13 protein-coding genes are annotated in these 16,414 nt (G+C 42.2%); 6 read left to right on the top strand and 7 right to left on the bottom strand.

Features of this window, described 5'->3' with window-relative positions:
* Positions 1-119 precede the first annotated feature (119 nt).
* Entirely contained in the window at positions 120-2,243 is a 2,124-nt protein-coding gene (locus tag V7783_RS15565; RefSeq protein ID WP_442961384.1) for a S8 family peptidase, read from the top strand.
* A 97-nt stretch (positions 2,244-2,340) separates the two neighbouring features.
* Here V7783_RS15565 and V7783_RS15570 read toward each other — a convergent pair whose 3' ends face one another.
* From V7783_RS15570 to V7783_RS15580, 3 genes are all read right to left on the bottom strand, one after another.
* Complete coding sequence (locus tag V7783_RS15570) at positions 2,341-2,814, bottom strand: peroxiredoxin (protein WP_335679494.1); 474 nt, start codon at positions 2,812-2,814, stop codon at positions 2,341-2,343.
* Positions 2,815-2,896: 82 nt separating this feature from the next.
* The gene (locus V7783_RS15575; protein WP_335679495.1) at positions 2,897-4,822 is read right to left on the bottom strand and encodes a methyl-accepting chemotaxis protein; all 1,926 of its coding nucleotides are present in this window, start codon (positions 4,820-4,822) and stop codon (positions 2,897-2,899) included.
* Between the two features lie 298 nt (positions 4,823-5,120).
* On the bottom strand, positions 5,121-5,741 hold the full coding sequence (locus V7783_RS15580; RefSeq protein ID WP_089110248.1) for a TetR/AcrR family transcriptional regulator: 621 nt from the start codon (positions 5,739-5,741) through the stop codon (positions 5,121-5,123).
* A 159-nt stretch (positions 5,742-5,900) separates the two neighbouring features.
* Here V7783_RS15580 and V7783_RS15585 point away from each other — a divergent pair, with 159 nt between their 5' ends.
* Positions 5,901-7,118 (top strand): MFS transporter, encoded by a 1,218-nt coding sequence (locus V7783_RS15585; RefSeq protein ID WP_335679496.1) that lies wholly within the window; start codon positions 5,901-5,903, stop codon positions 7,116-7,118.
* Positions 7,119-7,526: 408 nt separating this feature from the next.
* On the opposite strand, the gene V7783_RS15590 is transcribed toward V7783_RS15585, so the two are convergent.
* The 3 genes from V7783_RS15590 to prlC form a co-directional block, all read right to left on the bottom strand.
* Positions 7,527-8,282, bottom strand: coding sequence for a class I SAM-dependent methyltransferase (locus V7783_RS15590; protein ID WP_335679497.1), 756 nt, complete (start codon positions 8,280-8,282; stop codon positions 7,527-7,529).
* 57 nt (positions 8,283-8,339) lie between these two features.
* Entirely contained in the window at positions 8,340-9,515 is a 1,176-nt protein-coding gene (locus tag V7783_RS15595) for a response regulator (RefSeq protein WP_335679498.1), read from the bottom strand.
* A 126-nt stretch (positions 9,516-9,641) separates the two neighbouring features.
* On the bottom strand, positions 9,642-11,693 hold the full coding sequence (prlC, locus tag V7783_RS15600) for an oligopeptidase A (protein ID WP_335679499.1): 2,052 nt from the start codon (positions 11,691-11,693) through the stop codon (positions 9,642-9,644).
* Positions 11,694-11,822: 129 nt separating this feature from the next.
* Between prlC and gorA the strand changes: the two genes are divergently transcribed.
* Positions 11,823-13,184, top strand: a complete 1,362-nt coding sequence (gorA, locus tag V7783_RS15605) for a glutathione-disulfide reductase (protein ID WP_335679500.1) — start codon at positions 11,823-11,825, stop codon at positions 13,182-13,184.
* Between the two features lie 112 nt (positions 13,185-13,296).
* Here the strand turns inward: gorA and V7783_RS15610 are convergent, their stop codons facing one another.
* On the bottom strand, positions 13,297-14,208 hold the full coding sequence (locus V7783_RS15610) for a LysR family transcriptional regulator (protein ID WP_335679501.1): 912 nt from the start codon (positions 14,206-14,208) through the stop codon (positions 13,297-13,299).
* A gap of 106 nt (positions 14,209-14,314) precedes the next feature.
* On the opposite strand from V7783_RS15610, the gene V7783_RS15615 reads away from it, so the two are divergent.
* The 3 genes from V7783_RS15615 to V7783_RS15625 all read left to right on the top strand — a co-directional run bounded on the left by V7783_RS15615 (position 14,315) and on the right by V7783_RS15625 (position 16,346).
* The gene (locus V7783_RS15615) at positions 14,315-14,761 is read left to right on the top strand and encodes a VOC family protein (RefSeq protein WP_335679502.1); all 447 of its coding nucleotides are present in this window, start codon (positions 14,315-14,317) and stop codon (positions 14,759-14,761) included.
* Positions 14,748-15,341, top strand: coding sequence for a glutathione S-transferase family protein (locus V7783_RS15620; RefSeq protein ID WP_335679503.1), 594 nt, complete (start codon positions 14,748-14,750; stop codon positions 15,339-15,341). The genes V7783_RS15615 and V7783_RS15620 overlap by 14 nt, the downstream gene beginning before the upstream one ends.
* Before the next feature lie 273 nt (positions 15,342-15,614).
* Positions 15,615-16,346, top strand: coding sequence for a MauE/DoxX family redox-associated membrane protein (locus V7783_RS15625; RefSeq protein WP_335679504.1), 732 nt, complete (start codon positions 15,615-15,617; stop codon positions 16,344-16,346).
* The last annotated feature ends 68 nt before the right edge of the window (positions 16,347-16,414 follow it).

Genomic DNA, 16,414 nt, shown 5'->3' on the forward strand with positions numbered 1-16,414 from the left:
AACTAAATTAGAGACATTAATAATAAAACGTTATTTTAACTATTTTAACAGATCATTTACTTTTGTTCCCCTTCACGATAATCCATCGTGGAGTAAACCATAACAATCTAGGGATCATTATGACAACAACAACATTTAAAAAATGTGCAGTAGCGCTAACGTTAAGCACGTTATTTGCTGCAACGACTAGTATGGCAAATCCAAGCCAAGCGATGATGCCATCAATGGCAGAAACCACAGCAAAACTACAGGGCCAAGATCCTCTTGGCACACGCTTTATCATCAAATATAAAAATAACGCTGATGAAATGAGCACGATGTCGGCTGCTGAAACTAGCCCATTAATGATGAACAAAAAAGCGCAAGGCTTTGTTAAAAACTTTACCAGCAAAAAAGGTAATGTTAAGGCGCAGTATGTTCGTGCAATGGCATTGAACAACCACCATGTAATGCGTGCAAATAAAAAACTGAGTGCAGACGAAGCACAACAATATATGCAAGAAGTAATAGCTTCTGGCAACGTAGAATATATTGAAATAGACCAAATGTTAAAACCATTTGCCACGCCTAATGATCCACGTTATGACGATCAATGGCACTATTATGAGCAAGCTGGCGGGTTGAACCTACCAACAGCGTGGGATACTGCCACAGGTAGCGGTGTAACTGTTGCCGTACTTGATACAGGTTATCGCCCACATATCGATCTTAATGCCAATATTTTACCTGGCTACGATATGATCTCTGATACCTTTGTTGCTAATGATGGGGGCGCTCGTGATAGCGATGCGCGCGATCCGGGTGATGCGATCAGCGCTAACGAATGTGGTTACACTCATGGCGCACAAAGCTCTAGCTGGCATGGTACTCACGTGGCAGGTACTGTTGCGGCAGTCACCAATAATGGCGAAGGTGTTGCCGGCGTTGCTTATGACGCAAAAGTTGTCCCTGTGCGTGTGCTTGGTAAATGTGGTGGTTTAACATCAGATATTGCTGACGGTATTATTTGGGCGTCTGGCGGCTCTGTTTCTGGCGTACCTAGTAATGCGAACCCTGCTGATGTTATCAATATGAGTTTAGGTGGCAGCGGCTCGTGTAGTTCAACCACACAAAACGCGATTAACCAAGCACGTAATAACGGCACTGTAATTGTTATTGCTGCTGGTAATGATAACGACAATGCCAACAACTACAATCCGGGCAACTGTAATGGCGTAGTGAATGTTGCTTCGGTTGGCCGTAACGGTGGCCGTGCTTACTACTCAAACTATGGCACATCTATCGATGTTGCTGCACCAGGTGGTGCGCAAAGTTTTGCGAATGATTCGGAAGGTGTACTTTCAACTCATAACTCAGGTTCATCAAGCCCTTCAAGTGATAGCTACCATTACTCACAAGGTACATCAATGGCTGCGCCGCACGTTGCGGGTGTTGCAGCACTGATCAAACAAGCTAAGCCAAATGCAACGCCGGATCAAATTGAGAGCATTTTAAAATCAACCACACGTTCGTTTGCAGCATCATGTAATAACTGTGGTACTGGTATTGTTGATGCAGCAGCAGCTGTTGCCGCAGCAGGTGGTACAACACCGCCACCACCAACAGGTAATGAGTTACTTGATGGCCAAGCACTAACGAGCCTAAGCGGCAGCGCAAGCAGTACTACTTTCTATACTATGACCGTACCAAGCGGCGCTTCAAATGTTACTTTCACTATGAGTGGCGGTAGTGGCGATGCAGATATGTATGTACGTGCAGGCAGCGCACCAACAACATCAACCTATGATTGTCGTCCATATAAAAATGGCAACAATGAAGAGTGCTCTATCGATAATCCAACAGCAGGCACATACCATGTCATGCTAAGCGGTTACTCAGCTTACGCAAATGTGAGCTTAGTAGGTAATTTAACAACCTCTGGTGGTACAGGTAATCCACAAGCTGGAGGTGGAACTGTCTCTGATATCACAGCAAGTGCTGGGCAATGGAAACATTATACCTTAGATGTGCCAGCGGGTATGGCAAGCTTTACCGTAACAACGTCTGGTGGCTCTGGTGATGCTGACTTATTCGTTAAATTTGGCAGTCAACCAACCAGCTCTAGCTATGATTGTCGCCCTTACAAAAATGGTAACGCTGAAACATGTACGTTCAGCAATCCACAAGCTGGCACTTGGCACATGAGTGTGAATGCGTATAAAACCTTTGCCGGTTTAACGCTTGATGCGCAATACCAACCGTAAGAACTAAAAACGCGAGCTTCAGTTGTACTGACGCTCGCGCTTTGGTGAACCAGTTTCCCCTGGTGATTTTTAGCCGAGTTTTACTCGGCTTTTTTTATTACAATTGTTCTAAAATAGCTTCTGCACGACTTACTACAAACTCTTTATCTTGTTCAACAAACAAACCAGTTACGGTTTGGTTTTCAACAATCATCGCATAACGGGTTGAGCGAACGCCACCAAAACCGGCAGTGTCTTTATCTAAACCAAGTGCTTTGGTAAAGCTGGCATCACCATCGGCAAGCATTTCAATGTGCTCGGCATTGTGTGCTTCACCCCATGCTTTCATAACAAATGCATCATTCACTGATACACAGTAAATAGCATCAACGCCATTGGCTTTAATTTTATCAGCAAGGGTAATAAATTCAGGTAAATGCGAATTAGAACACGTTGGTGTAAATGCACCAGGAACAGCAAATAACACCACTTTTTTGGCAGCGAATAAATCGTCATTAGTCAGTGTTTTCATGCCGTCTTCGGTTAATTGCGTAAGACTGATTGCTGGTAATACTTGGCCTTGAGAAATCATGTTCTTTCCTTAATCTTTAATATGAAAGCTAAGTGTAGTGTGCTTGTAATTACAATGCGATGAATTTCGTGCATACCGCTCACTATAACCCTAAGCTACTACGAATAGTGTGCATTTGCTGTTGTAAACGTTGATGAATGTCGGCCACTAATAGGCTAGATTCACTCACTTGGCCTTTCATGCTTTGCATTGACTGACTAAAGTTATCTAACAATGCATTTTGTTGTTTTGCTAACTCCATTGCTTCAAACGCGACTTTATTAGCATCTTGGGCATTATCAGCCACCCCTTCAGAGTTACGTTTAAGCTCTTGGGCATTATCTGTTTGTTGTTGAGCATCCTCTGCAAGCGCTGATATTTGCGTTGAAACCATACTAGAGTTTTCACTGAGTAAATTAAGTTGATTATTGATATCACTCAATGAACCTTGAGTTTGCCGAGCCAGCTTACGTACTTCATCAGCAACCACCGCAAAGCCACGGCCATGCTCACCAGCACGGGCTGACTCAATAGCCGCATTAAGTGCCAGTAAATTGGTTTGATCGGCAATATTGCGGATCATTTCAATAACTTGTCCTACATCTTGTACGCCACTGAGTAGCTCTTGTAGGCTGTGTAAACCTTGGCCTACTCGCTGCTGCGTATTCGAGCTGGCACTTAGCATATTTTCAGCAAAGCCTAAGCTTTGTTCCATTGCTGAAAAAGTGTGTTTCGCGTTATCAGCTACTTTGCCATTAATATCATTAACTTGTTCGCCTATCTGTTGAATATCAGCCAATAATTCTTGGTTTTGCTCAACTTGATGGTGACTGGCATCGGTTTGCTCACTGATTGAATGTAAGTGCTCGCTCATCTCCTGCATAAAGTCATTAATCACTTTTAGCATTTGCGCGCGCTCATCAGCTTCGTGGCGCTGCCGCTCAATTAGCTGATTAAAGTAAGTTGCGATTTCACCCACTTCGGTTTTTGGGTTTTTACTTACTATATTTTTTAGCTCATTGCTTTCAATTAAAAAAGCAAAACCATCTCGTAACTGTCTAAGTGGTGCTAACACTTGATTACGCTGCACAAAGTAAACACCAATGGCCAGTACCACCAACATACCGATGGCAATGCAAAACACCGCCAGCACTTGCTGTTTTAAAATACCTTGCTCGGTTTTAAGTTGCTGCTCAGCGTTTATTACCGTTCCTGAAAGCGTGCTAATTTGTTTGCGCAGCGCTTGCATACCAATTTGACGTTGCTGAGCTTGTGCAATGGTATTTTCTAAATCTCGAGGGTAACGATTTGGCCAGCTACTAAGTTCTGCTTTAATTTCATCGGCTAAATCTTCAGCTTCTTCGTCGATAAACAAACTATCTTCATCAACTTCACTCATCACCCCAAGGTTTTCAAGGTTATCTATCTGCTGCGCTAAACGATTTAGGTTAGTGATACTTTGCTGCAAATTAGCTTGCGTATCTTCATCAAAGCTAAGCAATAATTGATAAGTAAATAACGATAAAGTTGTGACTTCGCGATAGTAATCGCTGGCAAGCTGATAATAATCAGGCGCATGTGTATTTAGTTGCGCCGCTTTGTTGGCATAACCAATTAAAGAAGAAGCAGAACCCGCCATTTGCCTAAGCGCATTATCAAGCAATGCGGTTTCATTACCTGAGAGCTTACCCAAGGCACGGTATTTACCCTTTATATCGGTATCAAGCTGAGTTAATTGCGTATCTAATTGCTGTTTTAAGTCACTTGGTAAAGTGGCCAACTGGGTATTTTTTACTTGGCTAATAAGCTCCGCCGCTTGCCCTAAATACTGGCTATCGCCCTGCGCTAAATAGTCTTCAAGCAAGCCTTTTAAATCGACAAGTATTTTGTTTTTTAATTGATTATAAGATTGGTCTTGTTGTTCAAGTTTAACTAATGTTTGACTTGCCCAGTACAAAGTTCCGCCTAACAGCAGGCTGGCTAATGCCAATAAAATAGCTAGTAGTCGGGTAAATGATGACACGCGCATGAAATTAAATTCCTTTAAATAACTGTGCGTACACTATTAACTATTTATGACAACTTAATGAAAAGCAGCATTAAATACAGGGGTGTGCCACATGCTAAATTTGAAGAATCGTACTATTGTGAGTTAAAAACTGTCTAGTGAAGTCTGGGAAGTGCTGTTGTATTTTAAATGTTTTAAGGGAATGCCCTGTGCAGAGCCGCATGCAGGGAGTTTTTTAGGGGCTGTGAGGTTAGAGACTCGGGTTACCCGATTAAAGCATTTGGCAGGGATTGTCAGTGCTCTTTACCGGATGATGTATCTATTTTGACTGACACAATTCAATATCCCATAGTTTCATTAATTCTGTAATGGAATCGTTGAGATCCGAGGCATCCACTCCGTCCCTAGCTAAAATCGATACACCAAGAAGGAAACTATTAAAGGCAATTCCCATAGATCTAGCATTCGTTTTTTTGGACAGTTCACCCATAGTTATTGCGCGTTCGACGCATCGCACAAACCCTTGAAGCGTTCGTGATCGCGAGGCGGCAAGTGGTTCAGCAACGTGAGTAAACTCTGGCGAAGGTGCACTCATTGTCCCCAAAGACACCATACATCCCTTTGGATGCCCTGATTCACACTGCATTTTTGTCGAGCGGCGGAGCGTAAGCTCAACAGCGTCTCTGGGTGAAATCTCGTCGTCCCATAGAGCGTCTGTTACGCATGCGTAAGTTTCCAAGTAGCACTGTACAGCTTCATTGAATAATTTCTCCTTTGAACCGAATGCAGCGTAAAAGCTTGGTGTAGAAATCCCTCCACCAATATTAGCTTTCAGTTGGCTTAGAGAAGTCGTTTCGTAGCCATGCTCCCAGAAAATATACATAGCTTGCACAACCGCTTTCTGGCGATCAAACGTTCTAGGTCTGCCCATCTTTGCCATTTTTGTCTCCATTTCATCTATGACTTATATACTACTCGATACATAAATCATTGACAAGACTTGGTAGCTTGCTATACATTTGTATCGATCGATATATAACTATACAGGCACATAAGTGCCAACGTGTAACCCACCAATTTTTTAAAGGATAACTTTTTTGTGAATAACTCTCTCAATAAAGCAAATGAAGATCCGGATCGCTTACCTATGTCGGCACTGCTCGCATTGGCCATGACCGGATTCATTTGTATTGTCACAGAGACATTGCCTGCGGGGCTGCTGTCTCAGATCAGTGCAGGTCTGGAAATCAGCCAGGCTATAGCAGGTCAAATGGTAACGGCATATGCTTTGGGATCCTTGCTTGCGGCCATTCCCTTGACAATTGCGACACGTGGCTGGAAGCGGCGTAACGTTCTGCTGCTGACCATCTTCGGTTTCTTCATTTTCAACTCGGTTACCGCTTTATCAAGCAACTATGTTCTAACATTGGTTGCTCGCTTCTTCGCGGGTGTTGCAGCTGGACTTGCTTGGAGTCTATTAGCTAGTTATGCGCGCCGGATGGTCCAGCCCCATCAGCAAGGCCGTGCAATGGCTGTCGCTATGGTCGGTATCCCTCTTGCTTTGTCTTTGGGTGTACCTCTTGGCACATTTATGGGAGCGACTATCGGTTGGCAAACTGCATTTGGCGTCATGTCAGGTTTGGCACTTGTCTTGATCGTCTGGGTGATAGCGAAAGTTCCTGACTATCCTGGGCAGTCCGCTCACGAGCGCTTACCGTTGAAGAAAGTATTCATGAGTCCCGGGGTACGACCAGTACTTTGCGTGGTTATCACATGGATGTTAGCCCACAATATTCTTTATACCTATATTGCACCGTTTGTGGAGCAAGCAGGGCTTGGGAAACGAATTGATTTAGTTCTACTTACCTTTGGTCTTGCGGCCCTTGTCGGTATTTGGTTTGCAGGCATGCTGGTGGACCGATATTTACGGATTGCAATTCTAACAAGTCTCTTAGCATTCGCTTTAATTGCTTTGCTATTTGGATTTGGTGCTCAATCTCCAGAAATTATCTATATCGGTGTCGTAGTTTGGGGCATCACTTTTGGAGGCGCATCCACCTTTTTGCAAACCGCATTGGCCGATGCTGCAGGTAGTGGTGCTGATGTGGCGCTTTCTATGAATGTTGTTGCATGGAATTCAGCTATTGCCGGCGGAGGAATCGTTGGCGGGATACTGCTTGATTCAGTAGGTGTTAGCTCTTTCCCTTGGTCTCTGCTGGCCTTACTTTCAGTCGCATTTTTAATAGCTTGGTCATATCATTCGCACGCCTTTAAATCTGGGGCGCGTATCAGTGAAAGTTCTGTCGTTGGACATTGATTGAAAAATGTCTGATTAAGCAGGTCTGACAATGTAAGGAAGTTTGACTAAGTATTATTATTTTCGCTAGCTCTTTGTAGCGATCGAAGGTTTGAGTTACTTCGTTTTAAAACCACACTCCATAGTGGGAGTGTGGTTTTTACTTAGCTTTCGCAATAGTTAAAACACAGCCCGATAAATTTTTTATTTCATCTTTCAGGGGGATTCAACAAGAGCGTTTTAGAGTCATTTTGTTCCCAGACATTGCCTTGGAGCAAGGAATGAATGCTAAAAATGCATGATGTCGCTAACACTGCTTGCACCGACAGACAATGTCGCTGCTGTAGCTGTAAAGCTATGTTTTTATTATGTCAAACTATGGTTTCAGTGACATTGCTGGTAATAAATTTAAAAAATACGAATCAAGAATTAAATCATCGCCGCTTTTACATAAACATCAAAGCGGTTCTTTTTGGTTTTAATTTGCATGCTGGGCGTTTGGTCATTCAAAAATGGGGCGTAATCGGGGCGCTTTACAACCACTCGTTTACTGGCAAGTGGATAAGCAAATTCAAGTAATCCATCGGCGTCGTTATCTGCGCCTACTAAGTCTTGGAATACCCGCATTTCTTTTTTAACTAATGCTGATTTTTCTCGATGGGGGAACATCGGATCAAGGTAAACTACATCTGGCATACTTTCGCATTGTGCGAGTAAAGTATGGCTTGAGCCAAATACTAAGCTCATGTTTTGCTGCATCCATGGGCCAATTTCTGCGTCATTGTAAGCGCGTTGCAAGCCATCATAAAGCAATGCGGCAACAACTGGATGGCGTTCATGCAAAATGACCTTACAACCAAGAGATGCCAGTACAAAGCCATCGCGGCCAAGGCCAGCTGTGGCATCAAGTACAACTGGGGTTGCGCCTTTATTTAAACCAACCGCTTTGGCGATAGACTGCCCTTTACCGCCACCAAATTTACGACGGTGAGCCACCGCACCGGTAACAAAATCAACACTAATAGCGCCGAGTTTTGGTTCATCCGTTTTACGCAAGCTTAAGCCTTGATCATCATAATGTAATGAAAACCCTGCGGTGTTTGCCGCCCACTCAGCCAGCCCAAAACGCTGCTCTATTTCATTAAGATAAGGACGTACTTCTTTAAAAGGACACTGTATAACCAAAATAAACTCCGACCGTAAATAGCCCGCGAAGTATATCAACTGCTAAGCGCCATAGCACTAAAATAGCTCAATATCCGTTTGTGATGTAACGTCTTGAGTGTGTTCGGGGCTGGCAATTTTACTCAAACTGTCGATCAACTCACTACGCGAATCAATAATATGGTTTAGTTGATGCTTAATGAAGTCTAAATCATCATTTAAGGCGGCTAACTGTAATTGCGTTTGCTCTAATTGCGTTACTTGTAATGCCAAGGCTTGATTATCAGCGGGGCTTTGCTGCAACAGTGCCCGTAGCTCAGATAGTTGAGTTGCCAATTTTACTACGCTATCTTCACGCGCCTCGCTGCAAACAAATAACTGCGAAGCAAGCTGATTAAAAGCATTACCAACCGCATGCGCTTGTGCTAGGGCTTTTTCGTTCACTTCCATATCTTGAATTTTAGCGTTGGTGACTTCCAAAATATGCGGGAATAAATCTTTATAGCGACCATACAGTGCGGCATCATCAAGGGGCATATTTTTAATTAAAATAGATACTTTAGGATAATTAATAATTGTACGACTACTAAAATCAACAAACCGGTTTGAATAGCGGTGCTTTTCTAGCAGCTCTTGTTCGAGCGGACAAACACCACCGTCATCAGTACACACAACCCCAACATCTTGATACCAAAAAGCCACCACCACATCGAGGTTTAACGGCCGAAAGAATTCAAAAAAATAGCTCGATAACGATTGCAGATCGTGAGCGTGATAAGTTTGCCCAACATAACGCATGATCCTGCCCATATCGCCTGAGTCGGTCATGGCTATTTCCGCGGTGATCTGCGCCCGCTCAACATCATTTTTAAGCTTGATCGAATGCTGACGATACTGATACAAGATGCGAATACGTGCCATTAATTCTTCGGCATTAAAAGGTTTTACAATGTAATCGGCAGCACCGGCGTTATAGCCTTTAACCCGCTCTGGTAACTCACTCTTACCCGATAAAAACATCACTGGGATATCTTTAGTTTGCTCATTACTTTTAAGCTCTGTACATACTTGGTAACCACTTTTACCAGGCATTTCTACATCCAGTAAAATAATATCTGGATTATATTTTTGTGCTTGTCTTAATCCTTCATCGCCATTTTTAGCATGTATTAGCTGACAAAAACCTGCTAATGATTCTTCAATTACATGGTGAACATATTTATCGTCATCAATTGCCAGTACCAGTTTTGTCATGCCCCATTCCTTTTTATTAATTACCTAAAAAGCATAGTACGGAGCTATTATTTTGCGAAGAATTATTAGCTTAAAAGTAAAAAAGCGCCAAACGGCGCTTTTAAAACAATAAAATCAACTTACGATTTAGGCGGCAATACCACTGTGACGTAATAATGCGTCAACACTTGGCTCGCGACCACGGAAGTTTTTAAACAGTTCCATTGGCTCTTCACTGCCACCTTTTTCTAAAATATGCTGCATAAAGGCTTGCCCTGTTTGTGGGTTAAAAATGCCTTCTTCTTCAAATTTAGAAAACGCATCAGCCGAGAGCACTTCAGCCCATTTATATGAGTAATAACCCGCGCTATAGCCACCAGCAAAAATGTGGCTAAAACCATGTTGAAAACGATTAAACTCAGGTGGCTTAACTACCGATGTGTGACTACGCACTTCATCGAGTCGCGCTTGAATTTGGCAATCTTCGCCCGCTTGGTAATCGTTATGAATTCTAAAATCAAATAATGAGAATTCAATTTGACGCAACATTTGCATGCCTGAGTTATAATTTTTAGCCGCTAGCAGCTTATCCAATAACTCTTTAGGTAATGGCTCACCCGTTTCATAATGGCCTGAAATAAAGTTAAGTGCCTCTTCTTCATAACACCAATTCTCTAAAAACTGGCTTGGCAGCTCAACGGCATCCCATGCAACGCCATTAATGCCTGCAACCGGTGCGGCATCAACTTGCGTTAGCATATGGTGAATACCATGGCCAAACTCATGGAATAATGTGGTTACTTCGTTATGAGTGAATAATGCCGGCTTATCGCCAACTGCTTTATTAAAGTTACAGACTAAATACGCCACTGGCGTTTGTAACTGGCCATTAGCACGCACTTTACGGCCCATGCAATCGTCCATCCACGCACCACCACGTTTGTGATCACGCGCGTATAAATCAAGATAAAAACGACCACGCAAGGTATTACTGCTGTCGTAAATTTCAAAAAAACGAACATCTTTATGATAAGTATCAACGTCTTTTAGCTCTTTAACGCTGATACCAAATAAACGATTTACCGTTTCAAACAAGCCGCTTAGTACTTTATCTGCGGGGAAATACGGACGCAGGACTTCGTCTGATATTGAGTATTTCTCTTGTTTTAGTTTTTCACCGTAATAGCCATAATCCCACGCAGCAAGTTGCTCAATACCGTGTTTTTCTTTGGCGTACGCTTGTAGCTCAGCAAGCTCTTGCTCAGCTTGAGGTTTAGATTTAGCAGCTAAATCTTCTAAAAATGAGAATACCTGCTCTGGTGTTTCAGCCATTTTAGTGGCGAGTGACTTTTCTGCATAACTGGCAAAACCTAACAGTTGCGCTATTTCATGACGTAGTGCGAGTTCTTCGCTCATTATTGCTGAGTTATCAAATTCGCCCGCGTTAGGTCCTTGATCAGACGCACGGGTTACAAATGCCGTGTACGTTTCTTCACGTAATTCACGGTTATCTGCATAAGTCATAATAGGTAAATACGACGGGAAATCTAACGTAAATACCCAGCCATCTAATTCTTTGCTTGCTGCTGTATCTGCCGCAAGGGCTAATGCAGATTCAGGTAAACCCGCCAGCTCACTCTCATCGGTAATGTGCTTTTGCCAAGCTAGTGTGGCATCCATTACGTTATTACCAAATTTAGATGCCAGCTCTGATAGGCGGGCACTAATTTCGCCGTAGCGTTTTTGCTGTTCAGGAGCCAAAGCAATACCTGACAACTCAAAGTCACGTAAGGCATTGGTGATGGTTTTTTGTTGAGCTGTATTTAAGGTTTTGAACTCGTCGCTATTGTGCAGAGCATTGTATGCTTCATACAAGCCTTGATGTTGACCAACAAAAGTAGAATATTCAGAGATAAGCGGTAAACACTGCTCGTACGCTTCACGTAGTTCATCAGAGTTCACTACTGAATTCATGTGCGATACCGGAGAAAACATGCGTGAAAGCTTGTCGTCAGCTTCTTCAAGTGGCAATACTAAATCTTGCCAAGTAAACGATTTTTTAGCCAACACGTCATCAATTTTAGCGCGGCATTCACTAATGCCTGCTTTTAGCGCTGGAACAACATGTTCTGGCTTAATTTTAGAAAATGGCGGTAAGCCTTCTAAACCTATTAAAGGATTATTCTGGGTATCAGTCATGTTAGCTCTCAAGTCTGTGCAATTATGATTTTGAAGTTGGGGCGAATTCTTGAAATACAAGGGGCTTTTAACGGGTCTTGCTTATGCTATCATCGAACTAATATGACCATTCATCTTTGAGGAATAACTATGGCTCAGCATTTTGACTACATTGCAATTGGCGGCGGCAGCGGCGGAATAGGTTCAGCTAACCGTGCGGCAATGCGTGGCGCAAAAGTGGCACTAATTGAAGCAAAACACATGGGCGGTACCTGTGTGAACGTAGGTTGTGTACCAAAAAAAGTAATGTGGCATGGCGCTCAAGTTGCTGAAGCAATTAACTTATACGCTCCAGATTACGGTTTTAATGTTGAAGTAAAAGACTTCAACTGGAGCAAGCTGGTAGAAAGCCGTGAAGCCTATATAGGCCGAATTCATAAAGGCTATGACAATGGCCTAGCTAAAAACGGCGTAACAGTCATTAAAGGCTTTGCTAAATTTGTTGACAGTAAAACAGTCGAAGTAGACGGCGAGCTTTATACCGCTGATCATATTTTAATTGCCGTAGGCGGTCGCCCTAGCATTCCAAATATCCCAGGTGCTGAACACGGCATTGATTCAAATGGCTTTTTTGAGCTAAATGAACAACCAAAACGCGTTGCAGTTGTGGGCGCCGGTTATATCGCGGTAGAGATTGCTGGTGTACTTCATAGCCTAGGTACTGAAACCCATTTATTTGTTCGTAAGAGTAAACCACTGCGCACCTTTGACCCATACATCATCGACACGCTTGTTGATATTATGGCTAAAGAAGGCCCGACGCTGCATACCGAGTGTTCACCAAAAGAAGTGGTTAAAGAAAGCGATGGCAGCTTAACCATTCACTTTGAAAACGGGTATAGCCAAAACGTTGACCAAGTAATTTGGGCGATTGGCCGCACGCCAACGACTGATAAAATTAACCTAGTAGCAGCAGGCGTAGAAGTTAACGAAAGCGGCTATGTAAAGGTTGATGAATACCAAAATACTACCGCTAAAAACGTTTACGCCGTTGGCGATATCATCGAAGGCGGTATTGAGCTTACCCCAGTTGCCGTTAAAGCAGGCCGTACATTATCAGAGCGCTTATTTAACAAAGAGCTACCTGATGATTTAAAAATGGATTACAGCTTAGTACCAACCGTGGTATTTAGCCATCCGCCAATTGGGACAATTGGTTTAACGGAGCAAGAAGCGATTTCACAGTACGGCAACGAGAATGTAAAAGTGTATAAATCAAGCTTTGCAGCTATGTACACCGCCGTTACTCAGCACCGCCAAGCATGTAACATGATGTTAGTGTGTGCCGGCGAAGATGAAAAAGTAGTTGGCTTACACGGCTTAGGCTTTGCGGTTGATGAAATGATCCAAGGTTTTGCGGTAGCCATGAAAATGGGCGCTACCAAAGCTGATTTTGATTCAGTAGTGGCAATTCACCCGACTGGGTCTGAAGAATTTGTGACGATGCGCTAGTTAAAGCGCTAAAGGCTAAAGGCTAAAGGCTAAAGGCTCAAAACATAAAACCTTGCAGTTAACGCTGCAAGGTTTTTTAGTTTTGGCTGGTGACTTTACTTACTATCCATACCTACAAAGCTAATTCATCAATTTTGTTTTTTAATCTTGGTGATGCGAAATCTAAAAAGCTTTTCATTTTTTGTGGCATATATTTTCGAGATTTATGCAGTAAATGCACAGGAACTTTCGCGGGTTCAAATTCAGCTAGTATGACCTCAAGCGCGCCTTGCTCTAGTGCATCTTTAACTTGGTAATGTAGTTGCTGGGTTACACCTACTGAATTTATAGCAGCAGTAACAGCTGATTTACTATCCGTAATCGTTAATCGAGATGATATATTTACATTAAAAGCAATTGTAGAATCCGGAACAAGGTAACTCCAAGGTGGAGTTGTCATCGCCGTATTTAGTGATATACACGGGTAGTGAGTTAAATCAGCCGGTGTTTTTAACGTTTTGTGGGCAGCTAAAATCGATGGGCTTGCACAGGTTACCACCCGAATTTCACCTACTTGAGTGGCTATCATTGAGCTATCTGGTAACGCACCAATTCTAACCGCCATATCAACATCATTATCAAACAAATTAATATTTCCATCCGACAAAATTAACTGCACATTTATGCTGGAATATAAGGACAAAAACTCAGTAACTATTGGCAATACATATAATCTTCCAAACATCACTGGTGCAGTGATGACCAACTCCCCTTTAGGCTCTGAATATTCGCCTTTTACCCCTTGTTCGGCCTCTTCAACTTGCTCGATAATTGCTTTGCAAGCACGAATATAATTTGCCCCAAAGTCCGTTAACGATAACTTTCTCGTTGTTCTATGTAATAGACGCACACCGAGCTGGTTTTCAAGTTCTGATATTTTTCGGCTTAGGGTTGGCAAAGGAACATTTAGCTCTTTACTTGCCGCAGAAAAACTACCAACTTCCACAACCTTAATTAACATAGACATTGCTTGTAACTTGTCCATTGATTATCTCATTTATTGAAAATATCCTTATCAAATTTACCGTATTATCTTTTAAATAACAAAATGTCATAGTGCAGCTATCAAATAAAGATAGGAAACATACTCTATGAACACTTTATCTCCTGTAAACCCTCAAGCAGCTCTTGCCTATGATCATGTTGGTATTCGAGTCAGCAATAGACAAAAATCAGTCCACTTTTATGAACGTCTTGGATTCAAAGAAACCTATCGCATTGCAGAAGGCGAAGCGAATGAGATGGTTACTGCGAGCGGTGTTCGCATTAATCTTATTTTTAATGGTGCAAAAATAACAGGGCAAAAGAACACACTCCTAGATGAGCCGATAAAAAAACCAGGGATCACGCATCCTGCATTCATTATTAATAACATTAATGAATTTCAAGCTTGGCTATCTAAAGAAGGGATCACAATCACTGAGGGACCAAAAAAACTCGGCCCGAGAAGAATCGCTTTATTTATCCGAGATCCTGATGGGAATGTTCTTGAGTTCAATCAATTATTATCAGAGGAGACAAAAAATGAAATTATATGATTTAGAGTTATCAGGCAACTGTTACAAAGTAAGGTTATTTGCCTCACTGATCCATACACCATTAAATATTATTCCTGTTAACTTTATGCAAGGCGAGCATAAGCAAAATAAATTAATGAAATTAAACCCTTGGGGAGAAATTCCAATACTTGAAGATGGCAATATAGTGTTAAGAGATGGGCAAGCGATATTAGTCTATCTAGCCAATAAATATGGCGGTGAAGCATGGTGGCCTAGTGAAGCGTATTTACAAGCAGACGTTATGCAATGGTTGTCTATCGCGGCTAATGAAATCCAACATGGACCGAATAAAGCTCGGTTAATTAAAAAGTTTGCAGCCGAGTATGATCATGCTCAATGCGTGCTGCAATCAAATAAAATACTTACATTAATCGATTCTCACCTTATGAATAACCATTGGTTAGCTGCAAATCGCCCGACTATCGCTGACTGTGCAATTTATCCCTATATATCCATCGCCCATGAAGGAGATGTTGAGGTAGATAAATACCCGCATATTAAAGCGTGGATGAAAAGAATTGAGCAGCTACCTGGCTATATCCCTATGCCTGGTAACTAACATTGCCGCGTTTTATGCAGGCCTAAACAGTCGCTACATTAAGGTCGCCACGAAACCTTGCAGCTCTGTTGCAAGGTTTTTAAATCCATGATTATTTAACAGGGCAAGGTCAGTCATGGATGTTGTTTTAAGTATGACCAAGTCATGATTATTAGCTGGCACAAACCTTGTATTCACTTAGAAACACTGAACAACAAGCGCATTTTGTTTATGTTTACTGCGTAATTCGGTAATGATTACGTAGTCGGCTTTACATTTTTACAAGGAGGCACTGTGTCTAAGTCTGCAATTTTATATCGTATGGTTACCGATGAGCATATTTGCCCGTTTGGTTTGAAATCAAAAGATCTGTTAGAACGTAATGGCTACGATGTTGATGATCGCCACCTTACCAGCCGCGAACAAACCGATGAATTCAAACAGCAACATGATGTAAAAACCACCCCGCAAACCTTTATTGATGATACACGTATAGGTGGGTACGATGATTTGCGCGACTTTTTCAATCTGCCTAAAGCGGGTCAACAAGGCACAAGTTACACCCCGGTGTTAGCTATATTTGCAGTCACACTATTACTCAGTTGCGGGTTTAGCTATGCCAGTGGCGATACTTTATTGTCGATGCAAAACTTAATGCTGTTTATTGCACTATCGATGGCAGTTTTAGCCATTCAAAAGCTGCAAGATTTATATAGCTTTTCAAACTCATTTATTACCTATGATTTACTCGCCATGCGGATTGTGCCCTATGCTTATGTTTATCCTTTTATCGAAGCCTATGTTGCCATCGCTATGGTAGCCAAACTTCCGGCCTTAGCGGTGGCGCCATTCTCGTTATTTATTGGTGGTATTGGTGCTGTGTCAGTATTTAAAGCTGTGTATATCGATAAACGTGAGCTGAAATGTGCGTGCGTTGGTGGTGACAGTAATGTGCCGCTGGGCTTTATTTCCCTTAGTGAGAATTTATTTATGATAGCAGCGGGTATTTGGATGCTAATTAGTTGATAAACATATAACGGTTTTGCCACATTCTTACTTGTCTATCATGGTGGAATTAGCAAAATTTAGTTAGT

Source organism: Pseudoalteromonas sp. (genome assembly GCF_036960685.1).
Lineage (GTDB): Bacteria > Pseudomonadota > Gammaproteobacteria > Enterobacterales > Alteromonadaceae > Pseudoalteromonas.

Bases quoted from the DNA above. Each gene is read 5' to 3' on its own strand.
- V7783_RS15565 (WP_442961384.1), top strand. From the start codon at position 120: ATGACAACAACAACATTTAAAAAATGTGCAGTAGCGCTAACGTTAAGC.
- V7783_RS15570 (WP_335679494.1), bottom strand. From the start codon at position 2,814: ATGATTTCTCAAGGCCAAGTATTACCAGCAATCAGTCTTACGCAATTA.
- V7783_RS15575 (WP_335679495.1), bottom strand. From the start codon at position 4,822: ATGCGCGTGTCATCATTTACCCGACTACTAGCTATTTTATTGGCATTA.
- V7783_RS15580 (WP_089110248.1), bottom strand. From the start codon at position 5,741: ATGGCAAAGATGGGCAGACCTAGAACGTTTGATCGCCAGAAAGCGGTT.
- V7783_RS15595 (WP_335679498.1), bottom strand. From the start codon at position 9,515: ATGACAAAACTGGTACTGGCAATTGATGACGATAAATATGTTCACCAT.
- prlC (WP_335679499.1), bottom strand. From the start codon at position 11,693: ATGACTGATACCCAGAATAATCCTTTAATAGGTTTAGAAGGCTTACCG.
- gorA (WP_335679500.1), top strand. From the start codon at position 11,823: ATGGCTCAGCATTTTGACTACATTGCAATTGGCGGCGGCAGCGGCGGA.
- V7783_RS15610 (WP_335679501.1), bottom strand. From the start codon at position 14,208: ATGGACAAGTTACAAGCAATGTCTATGTTAATTAAGGTTGTGGAAGTT.
- V7783_RS15615 (WP_335679502.1), top strand. From the start codon at position 14,315: ATGAACACTTTATCTCCTGTAAACCCTCAAGCAGCTCTTGCCTATGAT.
- V7783_RS15620 (WP_335679503.1), top strand. From the start codon at position 14,748: ATGAAATTATATGATTTAGAGTTATCAGGCAACTGTTACAAAGTAAGG.